Below are 20101 nucleotides of genomic sequence, written 5' to 3'. Positions count from 1 at the left end.
TCACGTGGGCTGATCGTCATGATGATATTGAGACAGACAATTCTGTAGTGTTTAACTGAGCCTCAATAATAGCTGCACCTGAACTTATGTGCATCCTTTGCTGCACATGATCGCGCAATGCCTGCAGCGGGTGGCGTGTCTCGTAGGGCGAGAAGCGCTTGACCTGGCTGCGACAGGAGTAACCATCGGCCAGCACCCTTGAAGTCGCGCCATTGCTAATTAAGACAGGTTCCCAGGACTGCGAGAAAATAACGCGCGAGGTCTCCTGGTTACGCGTTTCGTGGCCATAAGTTCCTGACATTCCGCAACATCCGCTTGCTTGCATTTTCAGAATAAGCCCAAATCGCTCGAATACTTTTTGCCATACCGCCACACTTGCGGGGGCATTGGTTTTTTCCGTGCAGTGCGCCATGAGCAGATACGGCTGTGCATCCACCACCGCGCCAGCCTGGGGTTCCGGCACCACATCCAGCAACCATTCCTGTGGCAGGCGGACATCAGGCGCGGCATCCCCCAGCAAGCGCAAGTACTCCTGCCGATAGGTCAGCGTCATGGCCGGGTCCAACCCCACCAGCGGCACGCCAGTATCTGCCAACGCCTTGAGTCGGGCCGCATTGCGACGCGCCGCTTTTTCAAAACCCTTCAGAAAGCCTTGCACCTGCATGGGCTTGCCATTAGGCATGAAAGGCGCCAAAAAGATCCTGAAGCCCAGCAGGGACACCAGCGCCAGCCAGTCTGCCAGCACACCGGTATCGAAATAGCGCGTAAAAGCGTCCTGCACCAGTACCACGCTGCGCGCGCGTTCCGCCGGGCTCAGCGCAGCCAATGCCTGTGGCGTGGCCATTGCCACACGCCACTGCCGTTTCAGGGCACCAAAGTCGCGGGTATCTAGCAAGGGGCTATCCGACAGGCCGGCGGTGCGCGCCAGCAGCTTACGGGTCAGCCCTGCCCCCATGACGGCGTTGTAGGCCTTGGGATAACGCGCCAGGGTCGGCACGGTGGACTCCAGCGAACCGACCAGGTAATCCTTCATCGGACGGAAGTAGCGGCTGTGGTAAAGCTCCAGAAAACGCGCGCGGAATGCAGGAACATCCACCTTGATGGGGCACTGCCCGCTACAGGACTTGCACGCCAGGCAACCCGCCATGGCATCGTAGACCTCATGCGAAAAATCCTGCTCGCCGCGCCAGCGGCGCCAGGCATTGCCCGCCTTGGCCGGCAAACTGCGCCAGAGCGGCTGGCGGCGCGCCACTTCGGCGCTTTGCAGCACATCCACGCCCTCCTTCTGCTGGCGCCAGAGCCATTCGCGCATGAGCGATGCACGGCCCTTGGGCGATTGCACCCGGTCGCGCGTCGCCTTCCACGACGGGCACATGGCATCGTCCGGGTCATAGTTGTAGCAGGCGCCATTGCCATTGCAATGCATGGCCGCGCCGTAGCTGCTCCATACGCGCTCGTCGATTTCCCGGTCCCGCTCGCCGCGCAGGGGCACGCCGTCGATGCGCAGCAAGGGCTTGGTTGCCGCCGTGGGCGTGGCGATCTTGCCCGGATTCAACTGGTTGCGCGGGTCGAACGCCGTTTTCAACGATTGCAGCAAAGGATAGAGCTCGCCGAAGAACTTGGGCGCATATTCCGAGCGCACCCCCTTGCCATGCTCACCCCAGAGCAGTCCGCCGTAACGCTGCGCCAGCGCCGCCACTGCATCGGAAATCGGGCGCAGCAAGGCCGCCTGGGCTGGGTCCTTCATGTCCAGCGCCGGGCGCACGTGCAGCACGCCTGCATCCACGTGGCCGAACATGCCATATTGCAGGCCATGACTATCGAGCAGCGCACGGAATTCGGCAATGAATTCCGGCAGGTTTTCCGGCGGCACGGCCGCATCTTCCACGAACGGTTGCGGCCGGGCTTCGCCCTGGGCGTTGCCGAGCAGGCCGACGGCACGTTTGCGCATGCCGTACACCTTGGTGACATTCTCGCGCCCCTCGGCCAGCGTATAACCCAGGCGCTGCACGCTGTCATCGGTACGCAGCACGTCCAGGAAGCGATCCACCATGGTTTGCAGCGCTACAGGGTCGTCATCGCTGAACTCAACCAGGTTGATACCCAGCGCCGGCCCGCTTTCCTGTTCCGGGAAAAATTCAGCCACGCCATGCCAGACGATATCCTTCATCGCCAGGCCCAAAACCTTGGAATCCACGGTTTCTATCGACAAGGGCTCGGTCGCCATCAGCGCACGCGCATCCCGCAAGGCATCCATGAAGCCGGCGTACTGCACATTGACCAGTACCGAATGCTTGGGGATAGGCAATATATTGAGCGTCGCCTCCACCACAAACCCCAGCGACCCTTCGGCGCCGCACAGCACGCTATTGAGGTTGAAACGGCCGTCAGTCTCGCGCAGGTGAGCCAGGTCATAGCCAGTAAGGCAGCGGTTCAGCGGCGGAAAGCCCGCCACGATACGTTCGCGATGGCGATCGAAGATATCCTTGGCCACCCGGTGCACCAGGCCAGCCCGGCCCGGCAAGCCGCAACGCCTCGCCAGCTCGTCATCATCGACGACATGGCTGGCAATCCGCTGCCCACCCAGCAAGACGTAATCCAGTTCCAGCACGTGGTTGCGCGTCTTGCCATAGCGGCAGCTGCCCTGCCCGCTGGCGTCCGTATTGATCATTCCGCCCAGCGTGGCGCGGTTCGACGTCGACAGCTCCGGCGCAAAGAAAAAACCCAGCGGCTTGAGCGCCGCGTTCAACTGGTCTTTCACTACACCGGCCTGCACGCGCACGCGCCGGTTCGCCACGTCAATATCGAGGATCCGGTTCATGTGGCGCGAAATATCCACCACGATCCCGTCCGTCAGCGACTGGCCGTTGGTGCCGGTACCGCCGCCACGGGGCGTCAGCACCACCTGCTGGAACTCCGCCTGGTCCGCCAGCCGCGCCAGCCGCTGCACGTCCTCTGCATGGCGCGGGAAGACGGCGGCCTGGGGAAAGCGCTGATACACGGAGTTATCCGTGGACAGCACTGTCAGCATGGCGTCATCACGAGCAATATCCCCTTCAAAGCCGCTGCGAGCCAGCGCATCGAGGAAAGCATGGCAATGGGGAGCGAGCTTGCGCTCTACAGGGAGGGTAGCAATCATGGGCTTGACCTACCGGATGCGCGGGCCCAGCCATCGTCAGGCGGGCGCCGGCGCCACGATGCAGTCTGCCGCAAGCGGCACTACCGGGCCAGGCGTGGCGTGGGCGCGTGCCTGGGCAGCGCATCCGGACAATAATGAATGATAAATGTGAATGAATCGCAACTGAGCGGAAGGGATTCCCCGCCATCGGCCGCAATCCTTTGCCATCCCCTGGGTCGCTGAGAAAAACATCAGGCAAGACAGGGGATATGCGCGCTATTGTGCGGCTTCGCGGATAGAATGCAAAATGGATTTTATGCCCGATTTGCATGAGTTTTATGAATGAATCCTCGTAAACTGACACCATCCATGTCGCTGTTGACGGCCTTTGAGGCATCCGGCCGCCACCTGAGCTTCACCCGCGCCGCCGAAGAATTGGGGCTGACACAAAGCGCCGTCAGCCGGCAAGTGCAGGCGCTCGAGCAAACCCTGGGCATCAACCTGCTGACGCGCCATGGCCGGCAAATCGAATTGACGGCCGTCGGCGCCCTCTACCTGCGCGAGCTGGCCGCCGGCCTTGGCCGCATCCGCAGCGCCACCCTGCAGGCGCTCGCGCACGAATCCGGGCAAGGCTCACTGCACCTGGCCGTCCTGCCTACCTTCGGCTCCAAGTGGCTGATGCCGCGCCTGGCGGATTTCCATGCCCAGCATCCCGGCATCATGATCCACCTGCATTCACGCATTGCGCCGCCCGACTTCAATGCCAGCGAGCTGGACGCCGCCATCTGCGCCGGTAGCGGCGCAGCCCCCTGGCCCGACCTGCGCGCCCATGCGCTGCAAGCCGAGCACTTTGTCGTCATTGCCAGCCCTGACACCGTTCCTTCTGCCGGCCAGGCCAGGCCTGAGGATATCGTTGCCTATCCCTTGCTCAGCATTACTACTCGACCAGAAGCCTGGAGCGAATGGTTCGACAAGCACGGCCTGGAGCACCGGCGCATGCGCATGGGCCCGAGCTTTGAGCTGACCGGGCACTTGATACAGGCCGTGACGGCTGGCCTGGGTATCGGGCTGGTACCACAGGTGCTGGTCACCGAGGAACTGGCCAGCGGACAGCTCGTGCAACTGTTCGAGCCGGTGCAAAGCAAACGCAACTACTTTCTTGTGTACCCACCGCGAAATGAACACCTGCCTTCGCTGCAGACATTCCGCAATTGGCTGTTGCAGGATTTCGCCGCCCACGACAACCGGAATCCGGCATAGACCGCAACCCAGGCACTCATAGAATAATGGCGGCCATATCAGTGAAAACCCTTGGGCGCTTTTATAATTCCCAGGCCCCCTCCTCCTTGCGCACATATGGAAACCACCTCTCCTCCAACTCCCGGCTGGCGTGACTGGCTGCCGGTCGTCAGCCTGGCCTTGGCCGCTTTCATCTTCAACACCACGGAATTCGTCCCGATCGGCCTGCTGCCGGATATCGCACGCAGCTTCGACATGGACGTGGCCCACACAGGCCTGCTGCTGACAGGCTACGCCTGGACGGTCGCCATCCTGTCGCTGCCGCTGACACTTCTGACTGCCGCGCAGGAACGGCGCCGCCTGCTGCTCGTCCTGTTTGCCATCTTCATCGCCAGCCATATCCTGGCAGGCTTTGCATGGAGTTTTTCCTCGCTGATGGCGGCACGCATCGGCATTGCCTGTAGCCACGCCATCTTCTGGTCGATATCCATTCCACTGGCGGTGCGCCTTGCCCCTGAAGGCAAACAGGCCAAAGGCCTGGGTCTCATCGTGACAGGAAGCTCGCTGGCCACGGTGCTGGGCGTGCCCCTGGGCACGCTGCTGGGCCACCAGACCGGCTGGCGTATCACCTTCATGTGCATCGCCGGCATCAGCCTGCTTGTCATGCTCACGCTGCGTCGCCTACTGCCGCCACTGCCCAGCACCAACCCGGCCCCGCTGAAAAACCTGCCCACCGTGCTCAAGCGCCCGGCGCTGCTGCAAGCGTACCTGCTCACGCTTATCATCGTGACCGGCCACTTCACCGCCTATACCTATTTCACACCGTTCATGACCCGTGTCGGCGGGTTCAGCGAAAACTTCGTGGTATCCATGCTGCTGGTTATCGGCGGTGCCGGTATTCTCGGCACGCTGATCTTCACGCGCCATGCGCCGCGCCACCCCTTCGAAGCCTTTGCCGGCCCCCTGGCCGTCTTGCTGCTCTGTCTGCTTGCCCTGAACTTCGCCGCTGCCACGGCCGTCACCACCACGCTACTCTGCATGGTGTGGGGCGCATCCATGACCATCGTTTACCTGGGCCTGCAATCCAAAGTGCTTGCCAGCGCACCGGATTCCGCCGATGTCGCCACTTCGATCTACTCCGGCATTTTCAATATCGGTATCGGCGGTGGCGCACTCATGGGCAGCACGGTATTGCTGCACTACGACATAAACAGCCTGGGCACGGTCGGCGGCCTGTTCATTGCCTTTGCACTGACCATGACGATTTTCGTCTGGCGCCGCTACTGGCAAGCCAAGCCCGCCTGAGCCCCTGACAGGGGGCCGGATACAGCATCAACACGCCGGCCCTGGCCGGCGTTTTCATTGCCGCGAGAATTCATCTGCGCCGAGGAAAACGGCATGACCAACTGGCCGGCAAAATAATTAAGGACTATATTTATCCAAACAGAAATAAATCCGGCCACCACGAAGCCACCAGGAGACAAATAGAGAATGAACCCACAGAACAGCCTGCCAGGCTTGCAGCATGTCGATCATGTCAGCCTTACCGTGACCGATATGGATGCCGCTTCTGCCTTTTATTGCAGCACCTTCGGTGGCATCGAACTCTACCGGCTCGGTCCCTTCGACGCGCGTGAATTCCCCCGCCAGCCCGACGGCCGGGACTGGACACTGGCATATCAGAATGTTGCCGATGCCCGCTTCCAGATCGCCATGCTGGCGCTCGGCCCCAACCTGATGCTGGAGCTGTTCAGCTTCACTCGCCCCGACGACCGCGCCACCCACCTTCCGCGCAACTGCGATCCGGGTTTCGGCCATATCGCCTTCAAGGTCCGTGACCTGGATGCGGCCATTGAATTCCTGCGACAACGCGGGTTGCCTCTCATGGAAGGACCGATAGTCATCAGTGACGGCCCGTGCGCGGGCCTGCGCGTGCAGTATTTCCTGGACCCCTTCGGCAACCAGCTGGAATTGGTCGAATACGGGCACCTGCTATTCATGGACGCGACGACAGCTGCCTTGTACGCCCGCAACCGCTGACGCCGCATCGTCCTGACACTTCGCCAGGCAGTCACTTCGCTGTGGCCGCCCGGCGACACAGGCGAAATCGGCGCTTCGGCGGCAGCCAGGAAACGGCGAAGTGACGAAACGCCATGTGCGCACCTCGCCCGTTCTTCCGTTGCGTATCCTACCTACGGTTGTTTCCTGCGTAGCGCCTGTTCAAGTTTTTCACGTCCACCATTCATCAACCACGAACGCAACGAGACGAGTTCAGGGTTGATTTCTCGCATCAGATCCAGGTCTACCCGCTCCGCAAGAGGACCATCTTCCAGGCTGGATGCCATGTGCGCCAGATCGGCATTGGCTGCCAGCACCTCATCAGGGAATCGGGTATAGCTAATAGGCCGGCCAGCGGCCTCGGAAAAGGCAGCTTCCAGCTCGCGGCCTGTCACGCGGTCGCTGGCGATCTTCAGCGTCATCCTTGCAAACCGGGCCTTGTCCGCGAAAATGGCTGCAACGATTTTCCCTATGTCTTGCACGGCGGTCAGCTGGATCGAATGATCGCGTTGAATCAAGGAAACCAGCCGCCCTTCATCAAGGCCAAAGCCTGGACGCACCAGCATCTCCATGAAAATCATGGGGCGGACGATGGTTGCCGCGAGCGGCAGTTTACGGACATGCGCTTCGATACGAGGCTTGGCGTCGAAGCGCGGCACACCTGTCAGTTCGTCTCCAGCGCTAGCGCCTGAAGAGTAGATGAAATGATCGACGCGAAACTTTGCCGCAAGATCCGCGACACGCGTTCCATAACGGACTTCATCTTCTGCCGACAGATTGGCTGGCATCACGCAGAAGACGCCATGTATATCTTTCATTGCCGACGCGATGACATCTGTCTCTTGCAATGCCCCTTGCACGAGTTCGGCTCCTGCTTCGCGCAACGCGATTGACGCAGGCTCGGATGGGTCTTGCACAAAAGCGCGCACTGGCCAGCGGGCCTTCAGCAGCGCCTTGGCCACTGATCCGCCTTGCCGACCGGTGGCGCCGAGAACCAGGATGGGGCGATGGACGTCGTTCATGATGCCGTTCACAAAAAAGGGGAATGTCGTATTCTTTCCCCTATCCCTGAATTGCGGAAGACGGCACTTTTTTGAACCTCGGGCACAAAAATGAAACTTAGGAATCACGCAGGATCAGACGGCATCAACGGGAAACACGCAGGTGATTCATCCTTCCAGCCTATTCCCTCCAATGGAATCTGCACGCGACTCGGTGACAAATGGACCGTACAGGTCATCTGGCGCCTTGCCATCGCGGGTGATCATCGGCTGCGATTTTCCGAGATAAAGCGTGAGGTGGAAGGCATCACCCAGCGCATGCTGACGCTGACCCTGAGGAACCTTGAACGAGATGGCTTGGTAGAACGCCACTATTTTCCCGAAGTGCCTCCACGCGTCGAGTATGAAATCACGGAGCTGGGCCAGAGCATGCTTCGTGCGCTGGAAGGCATCAACTCGTGGGTTAGAGAAAACCTTCCTCGTGTCGAGCAATTACGCCAAACTTACGATGCCAACCAATGCTGATATATATCGGACTGGCAGCCCTTACGAGAACCAGGGTAGCCAGGGAAGTTAGGACAGCTTGGCAATCACCTTGATCTCAAACTGGAATCCGTAAAGCCACGTCACGCCGATCCCGGTCAGAGCGGGGTAAGGCGCCTCCCCCCAATATTCTGGAAAAACACTCCAGATAGCCTCAAGGTTCGACTCGGGATCGACAACAAAGAGGGTCACGTCGACCACGTCGCTGAACGTGCAGCCCGCAGCCATGAGAACGGCATTAAGGTTATCGAATGCCAACCTGACCTGTGCTTTTAGATCTTGCTCACACGAGCCATCCGCGCGGCTTCCAACCTGCCCCGAGACAAATAGGAAGCCGTTGGACTTGATGGCCGGTGAATACCGATTACGTTCATAGAGCGCCTGCCGACCTGGGGGAAAAACGGCTTCACGTGCTGTCATGTCTGTACCTCTGCAATGGGGGGCAATCTGCCAATGGGCAAAAGGCACTTTACAGGCGCGGGATCGGGTAGATAAACAAGCAATTTTGTCCATCATTGTTTGTAAAATCCAAACAATCGTGGACAAAAGAGGATAAGGGATGGATCGCTTCGATGCGATGCGCGCCTTTGCTCGTGTGGTGGAGGCAGGTAGCTTCACAAAGGCCGCCCAGACACTGCACATGAGCAGAACCACAGTGACGCAACTCGTGCAGCAGCTGGAAGCTCGCCTGCGCGTCAAGTTACTCCATCGCACTACCCGCAAGCTCGGTGTGACTCCCGATGGAGCGGTCTACTACGAGCGCGTCATCCGCCTTCTGGCGGACATGGACGATGCTGAAACCAGTTTGTCCAATGCAGCAATTACACCCAGAGGACGGCTGCGCGTGGATGTGCCCAGCCCGCTGGCGCGCCTCATCTTGGTGCCAGCGCTACCGACTTTCCACACACGCTACCCTGATATCCAGTTCGACATGGGCGTGAGCGACCGGGTCGTGGACCTGATCGGCGATAACGTGGACTGTGTCTTGCGCGGAGGCGAAATCAAGGACCAATCGCTGATCGCACGCCATGTCGGCGACTTGCCAATCGGCGCCTACGTGGCACCGAGTTATGTCGAACGCCTGGGCATCCCTGCGCATCCGCGAGAGCTGGAAAACACCGACCATCGCATAGTGGGATTCTTGTCCTCACGTACCGGAAGAGTCGACCCTCTGGCACTGCACTGTGGGAGCGAACGTATTGAAATCAAGAGTAGCTATGTACTCGCAGTGGATGACGGCAATGCCTACCTCGAAGCCGGCTTGGCTGGATTGGGCGTGATTGCGCTGCCACGCTATATGGCGGCCGCACATCAAGCTCGTGGTGCCTTGATTCCGTTATTTGAGCAATGGCGTTTCAATCCCATGCCCCTGTACCTGGCATTTCCACCGAATCGGCATGTCAGCGTCAAACTGCGGGTTTTCGTTGATTGGATCATTGAGCTGATGCAGCAGTAAGCCCCGTGCGCCAGCAATGAGTAACGACGTCCTCGCCCCTTGATTCGCTCCTCCTGCAACGGCATCTGTCGCATGTCGCAATGCCACCGACTTGTTACGGCGAAACGCCTTGCTGTCGTCCCATTTGCCGCGCTATCAGCAAAAAACCCATGCTGTCATCGCCGTGAACCGCGGCGCAACTTTGCAGCCGATTCCTTGTTCAGGCGCGCAGCCTCTTTTTCCGCGTATTCGCGTTCGCCTGGCCCGTAAGCGCAGGCGCTGGGGTCCGCCTCGCAATTGCCACCACGATCGCTGCTGCGGTCCGAGCTTCCCAGGCCGATGACTGAGCAACCGGAAGCCAACAGGACCAGAAACGCCAATCCAGCGGCTCGGCCGTAGCGCAGGGATACATGCATATTCAACTCCATCAACAAGATACCAGCGATACTTATAGCAGATTGTCTTGTTGGACGACGCCGCTCTGCGCCACGTTCTTGCAACGGAATATGGCCGTAGTCACATACCTGCAAAGCACACCAGCCCCTGCCGCAGCCCCGCCATAGCGCATGCTGCCACGCCGCCCCTGCTGCATAAAACAAAAAAGGCACTCCGGAGACTCCGGGTGCCTTTCAGTATTGAATTCTGGTGGATGTTGACGGGTTCGAACCGCCGACCTACGCCTTGTAAGGGCGCCGCTCTACCAGCTGAGCTAAACATCCATCCGCGCTGGATGCGATGGCTTGCAGGTAGTGACTCCATACAGCCTTCGCGTCACAGCGAAAGCGAGCATTATACATGTAAGTATAGTGCTCGCCAAGCGCGATTTAGTTGACGGCGTCTTTCAGAGCCTTGCCCGGACGGAACTTGGGCACCTTCGCGGATTCGATCTTGATGACCTCGCCGGTGCGCGGGTTGCGGCCCGAACGCTCGGAACGCTCGGACACGTCGAACGTGCCAAAGCCAACCAGCGTTACCGAATCACCTTGCTTGAGGGCAGCCTTCACGGCCTCAACGAAAGCGTCAAGCGCACGGCCGGCAGCAGCCTTGGAGATGTCTGCTTCACCGGCAATGTGGTCGATCAGTTCGGTCTTGTTCATTTAGAAATTACCCCTCATTAGGTATGAAGTTGTCGTTACGCGAAGCAGGCATCCTGTAGGCAGAAGCTGCTCCCTTTACAGCGCAGCCGGCCGCCGGTCCCGTCCAGATGGGCCGCCAGTCGGCATACCAGCTTATCGCAGACGCAGATGCGTATTAGGCCTTGGGGCAGACGGCACTGTCAAGAAAAAAAATGCCGCCAGCCCTGGCCCGCAACGCCCTTCGGCACTGCGTTCAGACGTCCTGGAGACCGGCTTGTGCTGCCGCCAGCCCCTGGTCGAAATCAGCAATCAGGTCCTCTTCCTCCTCGATGCCGACCGAAACCCGGATCAAACTGTCCGCAATCCCCATCTCCGCACGGCGCGCCGCGCCCATTTCATAATAAATGGTATGGGCCGCCGGTAGTGCCAGTGTGCGGGTATCACCGAGGTGAGTCGAGAGGGCAACAACCCTCAAGTGGTTAAGGAATGTAAAACAATCCAGGCCCGGCGCCAGCTCGACCCCCATCAGCGCCCCAAAACGGCCCTTGAACAGCGCCTGGGCGCGTTCGTGCTGCGGGTGCGATGGCAGGCCAGGGTAATGCACCCGCGCCACCAGCGGATGACGCTCAAGGAAGCGCGCCAACGCCAGTGCGTTGGCGCAGGCCTTGTCCATACGCAGAGAGAGCGTCTCCGCGCCCACGGCGATGCGGTGCGCCGGCTCGGCCGCCAGCGTGCCGCCCATGTCTCTCAGGCCTTTTTTCTTGACCTGCAACAGCCCCCAGCCCAGGGAATCTCCCTGGCGGTAGCTGTCGAAAATATTCGGGTAATCCTTCCAGTCGTAGCACCCCGTGGCAGTCACTGAACCGCCCAGCGCATGGCCGTGGCCACCGATGTACTTGGACAAGGAATTCATCACAAGCGCTGCGCCAGCATCCTTGCCACGGAACAGCCAGGGCGAAGTCAAAGTGTTGTCTACGACATACACCAGGCCGCGTGCGCGGCAGATTTCACCGATAGCCAGCAGGTCGGCGATCTGCGTACCGGGGTTGGCAATGGTTTCCGTGAAGACCATGCGCGTCTCCGGCCGCAAGGCCGCCTGCACGTTGGCAGCGTCCGTTGCATCCACCAAAGTCACGTCCACGCCCATTTCGTTGAGCGTCAGGAACAGGCTATTGGTATTGCCAAAAATATGCCGGCTGGAAACGAGATGGTCACCCTTGCGCAGCAAGGTCGTGAAGATGGCTGCCAGCGCCGCCATCCCGGTCGAGAACGTCACGGTTGACTGGCCGCCTTCCATGGCCGAGAGCTTCACCTCCAGCGCCTGCGTCGTCGGCGTCCCCTGGCGAGCATACGTAAAGCCGGACTTGCCCTGGAACACCTCTGCCAGCTCCCTGGCGTCGGCATAGGCATATTCCGACGACGTATGCATGGGTTTATGAACCGCGCCATGCTCGACATTGGAACGCCTGTCGGCATGCAGGATGGTGGTGGTAAAGCCTTGCTGCTTGGTCATTTTCGGTAGTGAGCCGCCTGCGGCGGCCGTCAAACGGGAAGATATGTCGATAGTTTACGCCTGCTGGCGCTGACGCACGGACTCGTACAGGCAGACCGCGCTGGCGACGCTGACATTCAGGCTTTCCACCGCCCCCAGCATGGGAATGTTCACCAGATGATCGCAGGTTTCACGCGTCAGGCGGCGCATACCCTCGCCTTCCGCCCCCATGACCCAGGCCGTAGGCAGGCGCGCATCCACAGCATGGATGGCATCCGTGGCCTGGTCATCGGTGCCGACAACCCAGATGCCCCGCTCCTTCAGGCCACGCAAGGTGCGCGCCAGGTTGGTCACCATGATGTACGGCACTGTATCGGCGGCGCCGCAGGCCACACGCTGAACCGTGGCATTCAGGCCGACGGCGCGGTCGCGGGGCGCGATCACAGCATGCACGCCCGCTGCATCTGCGGTACGCAGGCAAGCGCCCAGATTATGCGGGTCGGTCACGCCATCGAGTACCAGCAACAGGGGCGGCCCTTCGATTTCGTCCAGCACTTCGTCGATATCCACGGCCAGCACGCGGGTGTCCGCCAGGGCCACGATGCCCTGGTGACGCAAGCCCTTGGCCAGGCCGTCGAGCCGTTCGGCCGGCACGCCATGCGCGGCGCTGCCGGCCCGCTTCACCTGTTCCAGCAACGCTGCCATCCGCTTGTCGCGGCGCTGCGCGTCGTAATACACCTCTTTCACCGAATCCGGCGCATGGCGCAGACGCGCTGCCACCGCATGGAAACCTGCCAAAACCTGTACATCTGCTGCCATATCAACGCCTCTTGCGTCCAGCCTGTTTGGCGGACTGTTTCTTAGCCTGGCCCGTCGCCCGTTCCGCCCTCAGCGCTTTCGCGGCTGCGGCGCGGCGTTGCGAAGCCGTTCCTTTCAATTCTGCGGGCTTGGGTGCCGCTGCCTTGCGGATGCGCCGGGGCTCTTCATCCCCACTCTTGCGCGCCGCCTTGAGCAAGGCGTCGTAGCTGGTGCTTTTTTCCAGGCGGAACTCAATGCGTCGGGCTTCCAGGTCGACCCGCGCCACCTGAACCTGCACGGCATCCGTCAGGCGATAGCGCATGCCGGTGCGCTCACCACGCAACTCATGCAGGGCTTCGTTGAACTGGAAGTACTCTGTCCCCAGCTCCGATACGTGCACCATCCCTTCCACATGCAGGCCGTCGAGCGTCACGAAGATGCCGAAGCTTGCCACGCCCGTCACGCGGCCGCTGAAGCTTTCGCCGACGCGCTCCTTGACGAACCAGCACTTGAGCCAGGCCTCAACGTCGCGTGACGCTTCGTCCGCGCGGCGTTCCGTCGCCGACAGCATCAGCCCCAGGCGCTCCCAGGTATCGTGCTCTTGCGCACGCTTCTCGCGTACCGTGGTTGCCGGCATCTTGCCTTCCAGATGCGGCACGTAGCGCTTGCCTTCCAGCAGGCTCTTGATCACCCGGTGCGTCAGCAGGTCGGGATAGCGCCGGATCGGCGAAGTGAAGTGGGTATACGAGGGATACGCCAGACCGAAGTGCCCGACGTTGTCCGGACCGTAGATCGCCTGTTGCATGGAGCGCAGGCACATGGTCTGCAGCAGGCCATAATCAGGACGCGAACGCACCGATTCCAGCAAGGCCAGATAATCCGCAGGACGTGGTTCGTCGCCACCGCCCAGTGTCAGCCCCTGCAGGCGCAGGAATTCACGCAGGGCCTGCAAGCGCTCGTTGCTGGGGCCTTCGTGGATACGATACAGCCCCGGATGCTTGCTGCGCTGCATGAAGTCCGCCGCGCAGGTATTGGCCGCCAGCATGCATTCTTCGATCAGCTTGTGCGCATCATTGCGCACCATCGGCACGATTTGCTCGATACGCCCCAGTGCATTGCAGACAATACGGGTTTCGACAGTATCGAAATCAATAGCGCCGCGCTTCACGCGCGCCTGCGCCAGCAGGCGATAGAGTTCATACAGCGATTGGACATCCGCCAGGCGATCGCCCAGCACACGGCCCGCCGGGCCTTCAGGATGTTGCAAGCCTTCCCAGACCTGGTTATAGGTCGTACGGGCGTGCGAATGAATGACCGCGTTATAGAACTGGTAAGCCGTCACCTGGCCGGCCTTGGCGCCACTGGCCGGAATCACCATGTCGCAAACCAGCACCAGGCGGTCAACGCCCGGGTTCAGCGAGCAAATTCCGTTGGACAGCGCTTCGGGCAGCATGGGAATCACGCGGCGCGGGAAATACACGCTGGTACCGCGTTCACGCGCGTCCACATCCAGCGCATCCCCTTCCCGCACGTAATGGCTGACGTCGGCAATCGCGACCAGCAGCCGCCAGCCCGGACGACGGCGCTTTTCCGTGCCCAGCTCTATGGCTTCCGCATAAACAGCATCGTCGAAGTCGCGCGCGTCTTCGCCGTCAATCGTAATGAAGGGCACGTCGCGCAGGTCGAAGCGTCCCTTCAAGTCGGTACGTCGCACGCTGTCCGGCGTGCGCTCGGCCTGGGCCGCGCCGGCATCAGAAAAATCGACAGGTACGTCGAACTTGCGCACGGCAATTTCAATCTCCATGCCCGGATCGTCCACCTGCCCCAGCACCTCCACCACCCGGCCCAGCGGCTGGCTGTGGCGCGAGGGCTGCGCGATGATTTCAACCGTGACCACCTGGCCCGGTTCCGCGCCCCCAGTTTCCGCCGGCGGCACGAGAATATCGTGCTTGATGCGCTGATCCTCGGGCACGACGATATTCACGCCGCTTTCATTCAGGAAGCGCCCCACCAGGCGATTGGTGCGGCGCTCGAGCACCTCGACAATCACCCCTTCCGGCTTGCCCCGGTATTCGCCCGTGGGTTTGACCAGCACACGGTCACCATGCAGCACCTTGCGCATTTCACGCGGCGAGAGGAATAAGTCCTGGCCGCCGGCGTCAGGCACCAGAAAGCCGAAGCCATCGCGATGACCTTGCACCCGCCCGGCAACAAAATCCAATTTATTGGCCAGCAGCAGCACCCCTTTGCGGTTGGTGTGCAGTTGGCCATCCCGTTCCATCGCCGCCAGGCGACGATCGAAACCCCGGCGCGTGGCTTCGCGCACCACGTTCATTTGCCGCGCCAGTTCATCCGGCGTCAGGGGTTCTCCGACAGCGCGCAGCGCTGCCAATAATTTCTCGCGGCTGGGTACATCCGGATCGAAATCCGGAGGCAGCGGCACGCCTGTCGTGGCCGGCACAGCGGCCTGTGTCGCCGCATCCGCGGCCGTTCTACGGGGCCTTGGCCCACTTTTTTGCGTTCGATTTGCCAAAATAAAAAATTCTCTTCTATAATGCGCAGCTTCCGCAGTTTAGCGCACTGTTCTACGACAGTCGCTAAACGAGCTGCAAAAGGTTAGACGGGCTTCCATTAGGAAGATTTCTAGTGTAATATGCGCAGCATGCAGGAAATTGCTGGAAGCATAACAGCAATGCAGTGCCCAGGTGGCGGAATTGGTAGACGCGCTAGTTTCAGGTACTAGTGCCTTCGGGTGTGGAGGTTCGAGTCCTCTCCTGGGCACCACTTAATTCCCAAAAGGCGGAAGATCACAAGATCTTCCGCCTTTTTCATTTCCGGCTCGCAATCAGCACCCGCATGATTGTTCTGGCCGCGCATTCATCCCCCCGCCAGTCAGCAAAGGACACAGCCTGCAACAGTCTGTCGCCCTGCCCTCCTGTTATCTTGGCCAGAAGCAAGCAGATCAGGAGCCGCATGACCGCCGACCGCCGTTTTTCCCTGCAATCCCTGGACCGCGCCCGCTGGACCGCTGCTGTCGCCGTGGTACTCGTGCATTGCGCCGCCTACCCTTTGCAAAGCACAACTGAGTTCGGCAGCGCCGCCTGGTACTGGTCGAATTTCTATGATGCCGCAGCACGCTGGTGCGTACCGGTGTTCGTCATGATCAGCGGCGCCTTGCTGCTGGAACCCGGTCGGGTCAGCGGCATTGCCGCTTTCTACCAGCGCCGTGCCGCGCGCATTCTGCCCGCGCTGGTTTTCTGGAGTCTCTTCTACCTGTGCTGGAGCGCCTTTATGCACGCCTGGCAGCAGGAACCGCTGGCCATGGGCGCGTGGCTGGGCAAACTGCTCAAAGGCGCCCCCTATTACCATCTCTGGTATCTGTACATGATTGTCGGGCTGTATCTGTTCGCCCCTTTCCTGCAACGCATGTACCAGGCATGCTCGCCACGCGCCCGCCTGCTGGCACTGGCCACGATACTGGCCTGCGCCGCTGCCGATGCCGCACACCGCCACCTTTCCGCGGACGGCCGCCCCGGCTTCTTCTTCAACGCCTTCCTGCCCTATATCGGCTACTTCCTGGCGGGCCGCCTGATTTATGAGCGCACCCTGAGCCTGCCCTGGCCCGGCGGATTGTTTGCCGCCAGCGTCGCCGCCTCCACCCTCGGGGTTGCGCTCATGTCGCAGCCGGCCAGCCTGGATTTCTATTTTTACGATGCCTTCAACCCTGCCGTCATCCTGATGTCCCTGGCGGCCTTCCAATGGCTGCTGCAAGCCCGCACCATTCCCCGCCTGGGCGCGCTTGCACCACTGACCTTCGGCATCTACCTGCTGCATCCGGTATTCCTGGACCTGGCCAAAACCCTGGGCCTCTATGCACCCGGCAGACACTCCGCCTGGCAAATTCCACTGGCCACGGCCGGCATCTTCGGCCTCTCCATGGCCGCCACCTGGCTGCTGCGCCGTATTCCTGCCGCACGACAAGTCACCTGAGGCGCCACGCGCCGTACCGCCACCCGCCCCCAGAGCCATGGCCGATGCGCAACACCTTGCGCCGGGCAGACATCATCTGCCACAAATGGCAGCCTGCTGGCGCGCACAGGCCGCCTGGGCATGGATACAATGGGCCATCGCCCGGTTTCCCGGCCATCCGGCCCAGCATCGAAGGACATCCCATGAATTTCCTCCGCCTGGCCCTGAGCGCCAGCACTCTAGCCTGCTTCACCCTGGCCAGCACCGCTGCGCAGGCGCAAAATTTCATCGGCGCCGGCGTCGCCGTGGTGCCCGTCTATGAAGGCTCCAGCACGTACCGGACCGTACCGCTGCCCTTGATCAACTATCAATCAGGCAACTTCTTCATTACCCCGCGTGCTGGACTGCCCGCCCTGGGCCTGAAGACCAGCCTCGCCCAGGACCTGGAAGCCGGCGTGTTCCTTGGGCTGGATCTCGGCCGCAAGGCCAGCCGTACCGCCCGCACCAAAGGTCTGGACAACATCCATTTCCATGCCAGCTATGGCGCCTACCTGGAATGGACACCCGGCCCGCTCTCCCTGGGTGCAGCCTTCCGCAAGGCGGCCCATACCGGCTATGGCAGCGTCGTGGAACTGCGCGCATCCTATGCTGCCTGGGAAAGCGGTCCGCACCGCGTGCGTATCGGCGTCGATACCCAATGGAGCAGCCGCAGCGCCATGAAGACCTGGTTCGGCGTCACCCAGGAAGAAGCCATGAGTAGCCAGGCCGGCCTGCCGGCCTACTCACCCTCGGCAGGGTTCAAATCAGCATCGCTGTTTTCCGTCTGGAGCTACCGGCTGAGCAGCAACTGGTCCGCCTTGACGACAGTCGGCGTCAACCGGCTGTTCGGAGATGCCAAGGACAGCCCCCTCACTGCGCAGAAAACCAATCTGTTCGGCAGCATAGGTGCGATCTACAGCTTCTGATACCCAGCGTTCGGGCGCATTCACGGCCTTATGCATCATCGGCAGCCAGCGGTGACGCCCGGCCTGCACAGGCCGGGCGCCACCGCAACGTGACATAGCCGCCCAGCCTCACTCGCCGTGGGAAGCCAATCCGAGCACGACTTTCCCAAAGAGGCCGCGCCCAAGGCGATCAAGCGCCCCATGCAGCTCATCGAACAGGTAGCGACTATCCACAACAGGCTTGATGCCTATGCTGTCAATGGCGTACACAAGATCTTTCAAGCCCCGCCTGTGGCCTACGCCTATGCCTTGAAGGGTGACTTGTTTGCGCAGCAAGGGGCCGGTTGGACCGGAAAAAGAAAACCCGTCGAAGATGCGTCCCTGCACCGCGACTGCTTCCACCGAGCGCCATGGCCACTGGCGGAATGCCACGCCGTCATCACACCTTGCGTCACCTCACTGCCGCCCGGCGCGGAAAAGAATTTTTAAGTTTTGCTTGATCCACAGCACTGCCAAGTTATTTGAATAGTGCTAGGCTAACAATAGTGAGCAGTGCAGAGAATAGCAGCGCGCCCGGGAAAACAGCCCGAGCGCGCCAGTACATACAGAACCTAACCCAACAGGAGTGTTTTGCCATGGCAAAAAAACTGGATTCGAAGCAAGCTAGTTCCGCAGCTCAACGCCGCAAGCGTCCCCTGGCCACCCCCACTGATCTGGGCAAAGACGCCACGCGTGATATCTCCGGCGCACTCAATCAGATCCTGGCAGACGTCTTCGCGCTGTACCTGAAGACCAAGAATTTCCATTGGCATGTCAGCGGCCCGCATTTCCGCGACTACCACCTGATGTTCGACGAGCAAGGCGAACAACTGTTTGCCATGACCGACGATATCGCCGAACGTATCCGCAAAGTAGGCGGCACCACGCTGCGCTCCATCGGCCACATTGCCCGTACCCAGCGCGTGCTGGATAACGACGCCGACTACGTCGATCCGCAAGACATGCTGGCCGAACTGCGCGACGACAACAAGGCGCTGGCTGCTGCGCTGCGCGCCGCACACGCCGTCACCGACGAGTACAACGACATCGCCAGCTCCAGCCTGATCGAAAACTGGATCGACGAAGCCGAACGCCGTACCTGGTTCCTGTTCGAAGCCAGCCGTCAGGCGCCGACCGCCTGATATCCCTCCGGCGCCGCCGATGGCGCCCCGGATTGACCACCGCCACGCCGGCCTGCCGCCTGCGTGGCGGTGGTCAATCCGCATCCAGCACGCCACTGTATTGACAATGATTATCAGTAGCGAATATCCTGTCCGCCGATAATGACTATATGCCTTCGGCCCAGGGCCTGGGGACTGACTCGGGCCTTGGGCCCGCGTCCCTGACCGCCCAACGCTGGCCTGGCCCGCGCGCAAGCCAGCGACGGCAGACCGAAGGTTTCCTTTCCGTCTTTACTGGACTATGGCTGCGATCCAACGCTTCAACATGGCAGACTACCGCCGCTTCGGCGAGCGGCATGGCTTCCGCTATGATTGGCCAGCCCTGGAAACACCTGAGGGCCCGCTCGAAACGACCGTCCTGGCGGAAGGCTTCATTGAGGAAATTCCAGTCAGCAGCGGCTTCACGCTGGTTATCTCCGACGTCATCAATCACTACGGCTATACCGCGAATTCCATCATATCGCCAGGGTTCACTGCCGTGTTGATGCTCGATGGACGTACCGAAGCATACCTGGGTGCAGGCCGCAAGCCGCTTGCACTCACGGCCAAGCACGCGATTACCGCCAGCCACTGCCAGACCGAATCCATGACCGGGCACCACCCCGCCGGCCAGCGCCTGCGCAGCGTGTCGCTGATGGCACGGCGCGAGCAGTTGGCCGACTCGGCCGCTACGCACATTCCCGAGCTTGAACAATGGCTCGACGACCCGCGCCTGCGGCTGCGTCACTGGCAGGCGGACGCCAACTTGCTGCAAGCCGCCAACAGCCTGTTCGACCCACGCTGGCAAGGCAGCCTGGGCCGCTTGTGGCAGGAAGGTGTGGCCTTGCAGATCCTGGCCACGGCACTGGCCGCCGATGACAGCGAGCTGGCCGCCCCCGCCGTACCCGCCAGCCGTGATATGCAGCGCCTGGCACGCGTGAAAGAATATCTGCTGACCTATCCCGAACAAGAACACTCGCTGGCCGAACTTGCGCGCCTGGCCTGCATGAGCAGCAGCAGCCTGCGCGAGAAATTCCAGGCTGCCTATGGGCAATCCGTCTTCGGCTTCCTGCGCGAATGCCGGCTGCAGCTGGCCAGCCGGGGGCTGCGCCAGGAAGGCTGGAGTATCGAATATGCCGCCGAACGCGCCGGCTACCGCCATGCCAGCAGCTTTACCGCCGCCTTCCGGCGCCGCTTCGGCGTAGCGCCCAGCTTGTGGTGAGTGTGCC

At 61.1% G+C, this 20101-nt stretch carries 18 protein-coding genes and 2 tRNA genes; 11 read left to right on the top strand and 9 right to left on the bottom strand.

Annotation, left to right across the window (positions count from 1 at the left end):
• Positions 1 to 16: 16 nt before the first annotated feature.
• Positions 17 to 3139 carry a D-2-hydroxyglutarate dehydrogenase YdiJ gene (ydiJ, locus tag EV679_RS13625; protein ID WP_130487507.1) on the bottom strand — a complete coding sequence of 1041 codons (3123 nt, stop codon included), beginning with the start codon at positions 3137 to 3139 and terminating at the stop codon, positions 17 to 19.
• Between the two features lie 321 nt (positions 3140 to 3460).
• Between ydiJ and EV679_RS13620 the strand changes: the two genes are divergently transcribed.
• From EV679_RS13620 to EV679_RS13610, 3 genes are all read left to right on the top strand, one after another.
• Positions 3461 to 4378, top strand: coding sequence for a LysR substrate-binding domain-containing protein (locus EV679_RS13620; protein ID WP_068369617.1), 918 nt, complete (start codon positions 3461 to 3463; stop codon positions 4376 to 4378).
• A gap of 96 nt (positions 4379 to 4474) precedes the next feature.
• The gene (locus EV679_RS13615) at positions 4475 to 5662 is read left to right on the top strand and encodes a sugar transporter (protein ID WP_127774369.1); all 1188 of its coding nucleotides are present in this window, start codon (positions 4475 to 4477) and stop codon (positions 5660 to 5662) included.
• Positions 5663 to 5848: 186 nt separating this feature from the next.
• The gene (locus tag EV679_RS13610; RefSeq protein ID WP_130487506.1) at positions 5849 to 6397 is read left to right on the top strand and encodes a VOC family protein; all 549 of its coding nucleotides are present in this window, start codon (positions 5849 to 5851) and stop codon (positions 6395 to 6397) included.
• Positions 6398 to 6549: 152 nt separating this feature from the next.
• On the opposite strand, the gene EV679_RS13605 is transcribed toward EV679_RS13610, so the two are convergent.
• Positions 6550 to 7437: an NmrA/HSCARG family protein gene (locus EV679_RS13605; protein WP_207224934.1), complete on the bottom strand. Its 888-nt coding sequence runs from the start codon at positions 7435 to 7437 to the stop codon at positions 6550 to 6552.
• Positions 7438 to 7527: 90 nt separating this feature from the next.
• Between EV679_RS13605 and EV679_RS13600 the strand changes: the two genes are divergently transcribed.
• Entirely contained in the window at positions 7528 to 7941 is a 414-nt protein-coding gene (locus EV679_RS13600) for a winged helix-turn-helix transcriptional regulator (protein WP_130487505.1), read from the top strand.
• A gap of 48 nt (positions 7942 to 7989) precedes the next feature.
• Here the strand turns inward: EV679_RS13600 and EV679_RS13595 are convergent, their stop codons facing one another.
• The gene (locus EV679_RS13595; protein ID WP_130487504.1) at positions 7990 to 8379 is read right to left on the bottom strand and encodes a RidA family protein; all 390 of its coding nucleotides are present in this window, start codon (positions 8377 to 8379) and stop codon (positions 7990 to 7992) included.
• Positions 8380 to 8518: 139 nt separating this feature from the next.
• On the opposite strand from EV679_RS13595, the gene EV679_RS13590 reads away from it, so the two are divergent.
• On the top strand, positions 8519 to 9415 hold the full coding sequence (locus tag EV679_RS13590) for a LysR family transcriptional regulator (protein WP_130487503.1): 897 nt from the start codon (positions 8519 to 8521) through the stop codon (positions 9413 to 9415).
• A 155-nt stretch (positions 9416 to 9570) separates the two neighbouring features.
• On the opposite strand, the gene EV679_RS13585 is transcribed toward EV679_RS13590, so the two are convergent.
• From EV679_RS13585 to rnr, 6 genes are all read right to left on the bottom strand, one after another.
• On the bottom strand, positions 9571 to 9810 hold the full coding sequence (locus tag EV679_RS13585) for a hypothetical protein (RefSeq protein WP_130487502.1): 240 nt from the start codon (positions 9808 to 9810) through the stop codon (positions 9571 to 9573).
• A 227-nt stretch (positions 9811 to 10037) separates the two neighbouring features.
• Positions 10038 to 10113 (bottom strand) — tRNA-Val (locus EV679_RS13580).
• Between the two features lie 105 nt (positions 10114 to 10218).
• Complete coding sequence (locus EV679_RS13575) at positions 10219 to 10491, bottom strand: HU family DNA-binding protein (protein ID WP_068369645.1); 273 nt, start codon at positions 10489 to 10491, stop codon at positions 10219 to 10221.
• Between the two features lie 232 nt (positions 10492 to 10723).
• A complete protein-coding gene (locus EV679_RS13570) occupies positions 10724 to 11983 on the bottom strand; it encodes a cystathionine gamma-synthase family protein (protein ID WP_068369648.1) in 1260 nt (419 codons plus the stop codon).
• 54 nt (positions 11984 to 12037) lie between these two features.
• The gene (gene rlmB / locus EV679_RS13565) at positions 12038 to 12781 is read right to left on the bottom strand and encodes a 23S rRNA (guanosine(2251)-2'-O)-methyltransferase RlmB (RefSeq protein ID WP_068369651.1); all 744 of its coding nucleotides are present in this window, start codon (positions 12779 to 12781) and stop codon (positions 12038 to 12040) included.
• A gap of 1 nt (position 12782) precedes the next feature.
• Positions 12783 to 15197 carry a ribonuclease R gene (gene rnr / locus EV679_RS13560; RefSeq protein WP_068370044.1) on the bottom strand — a complete coding sequence of 805 codons (2415 nt, stop codon included), beginning with the start codon at positions 15195 to 15197 and terminating at the stop codon, positions 12783 to 12785.
• Positions 15198 to 15459: 262 nt separating this feature from the next.
• On the opposite strand from rnr, the gene EV679_RS13555 reads away from it, so the two are divergent.
• From EV679_RS13555 to EV679_RS13530, 6 genes are all read left to right on the top strand, one after another.
• Positions 15460 to 15544: transfer RNA gene (locus tag EV679_RS13555), tRNA-Leu, on the top strand.
• A 189-nt stretch (positions 15545 to 15733) separates the two neighbouring features.
• Entirely contained in the window at positions 15734 to 16750 is a 1017-nt protein-coding gene (locus EV679_RS13550) for an acyltransferase (protein WP_068369653.1), read from the top strand.
• A 182-nt stretch (positions 16751 to 16932) separates the two neighbouring features.
• The gene (locus tag EV679_RS13545) at positions 16933 to 17694 is read left to right on the top strand and encodes a MipA/OmpV family protein (RefSeq protein ID WP_130487501.1); all 762 of its coding nucleotides are present in this window, start codon (positions 16933 to 16935) and stop codon (positions 17692 to 17694) included.
• A gap of 180 nt (positions 17695 to 17874) precedes the next feature.
• The gene (locus tag EV679_RS13540; protein ID WP_130487500.1) at positions 17875 to 18162 is read left to right on the top strand and encodes a hypothetical protein; all 288 of its coding nucleotides are present in this window, start codon (positions 17875 to 17877) and stop codon (positions 18160 to 18162) included.
• Between the two features lie 146 nt (positions 18163 to 18308).
• A complete protein-coding gene (locus EV679_RS13535; RefSeq protein WP_068369659.1) occupies positions 18309 to 18854 on the top strand; it encodes a Dps family protein in 546 nt (181 codons plus the stop codon).
• A gap of 304 nt (positions 18855 to 19158) precedes the next feature.
• A complete protein-coding gene (locus EV679_RS13530; protein ID WP_207224933.1) occupies positions 19159 to 20094 on the top strand; it encodes a helix-turn-helix transcriptional regulator in 936 nt (311 codons plus the stop codon).
• The last annotated feature ends 7 nt before the right edge of the window (positions 20095 to 20101 follow it).

The organism is Kerstersia gyiorum (assembly GCF_004216755.1).
Taxonomy (GTDB): domain Bacteria; phylum Pseudomonadota; class Gammaproteobacteria; order Burkholderiales; family Burkholderiaceae_B; genus Kerstersia; species Kerstersia gyiorum.
Note: the sequence above shows the minus strand (reverse complement) of the source record. Positions and strands in the feature narration are given on the sequence as shown.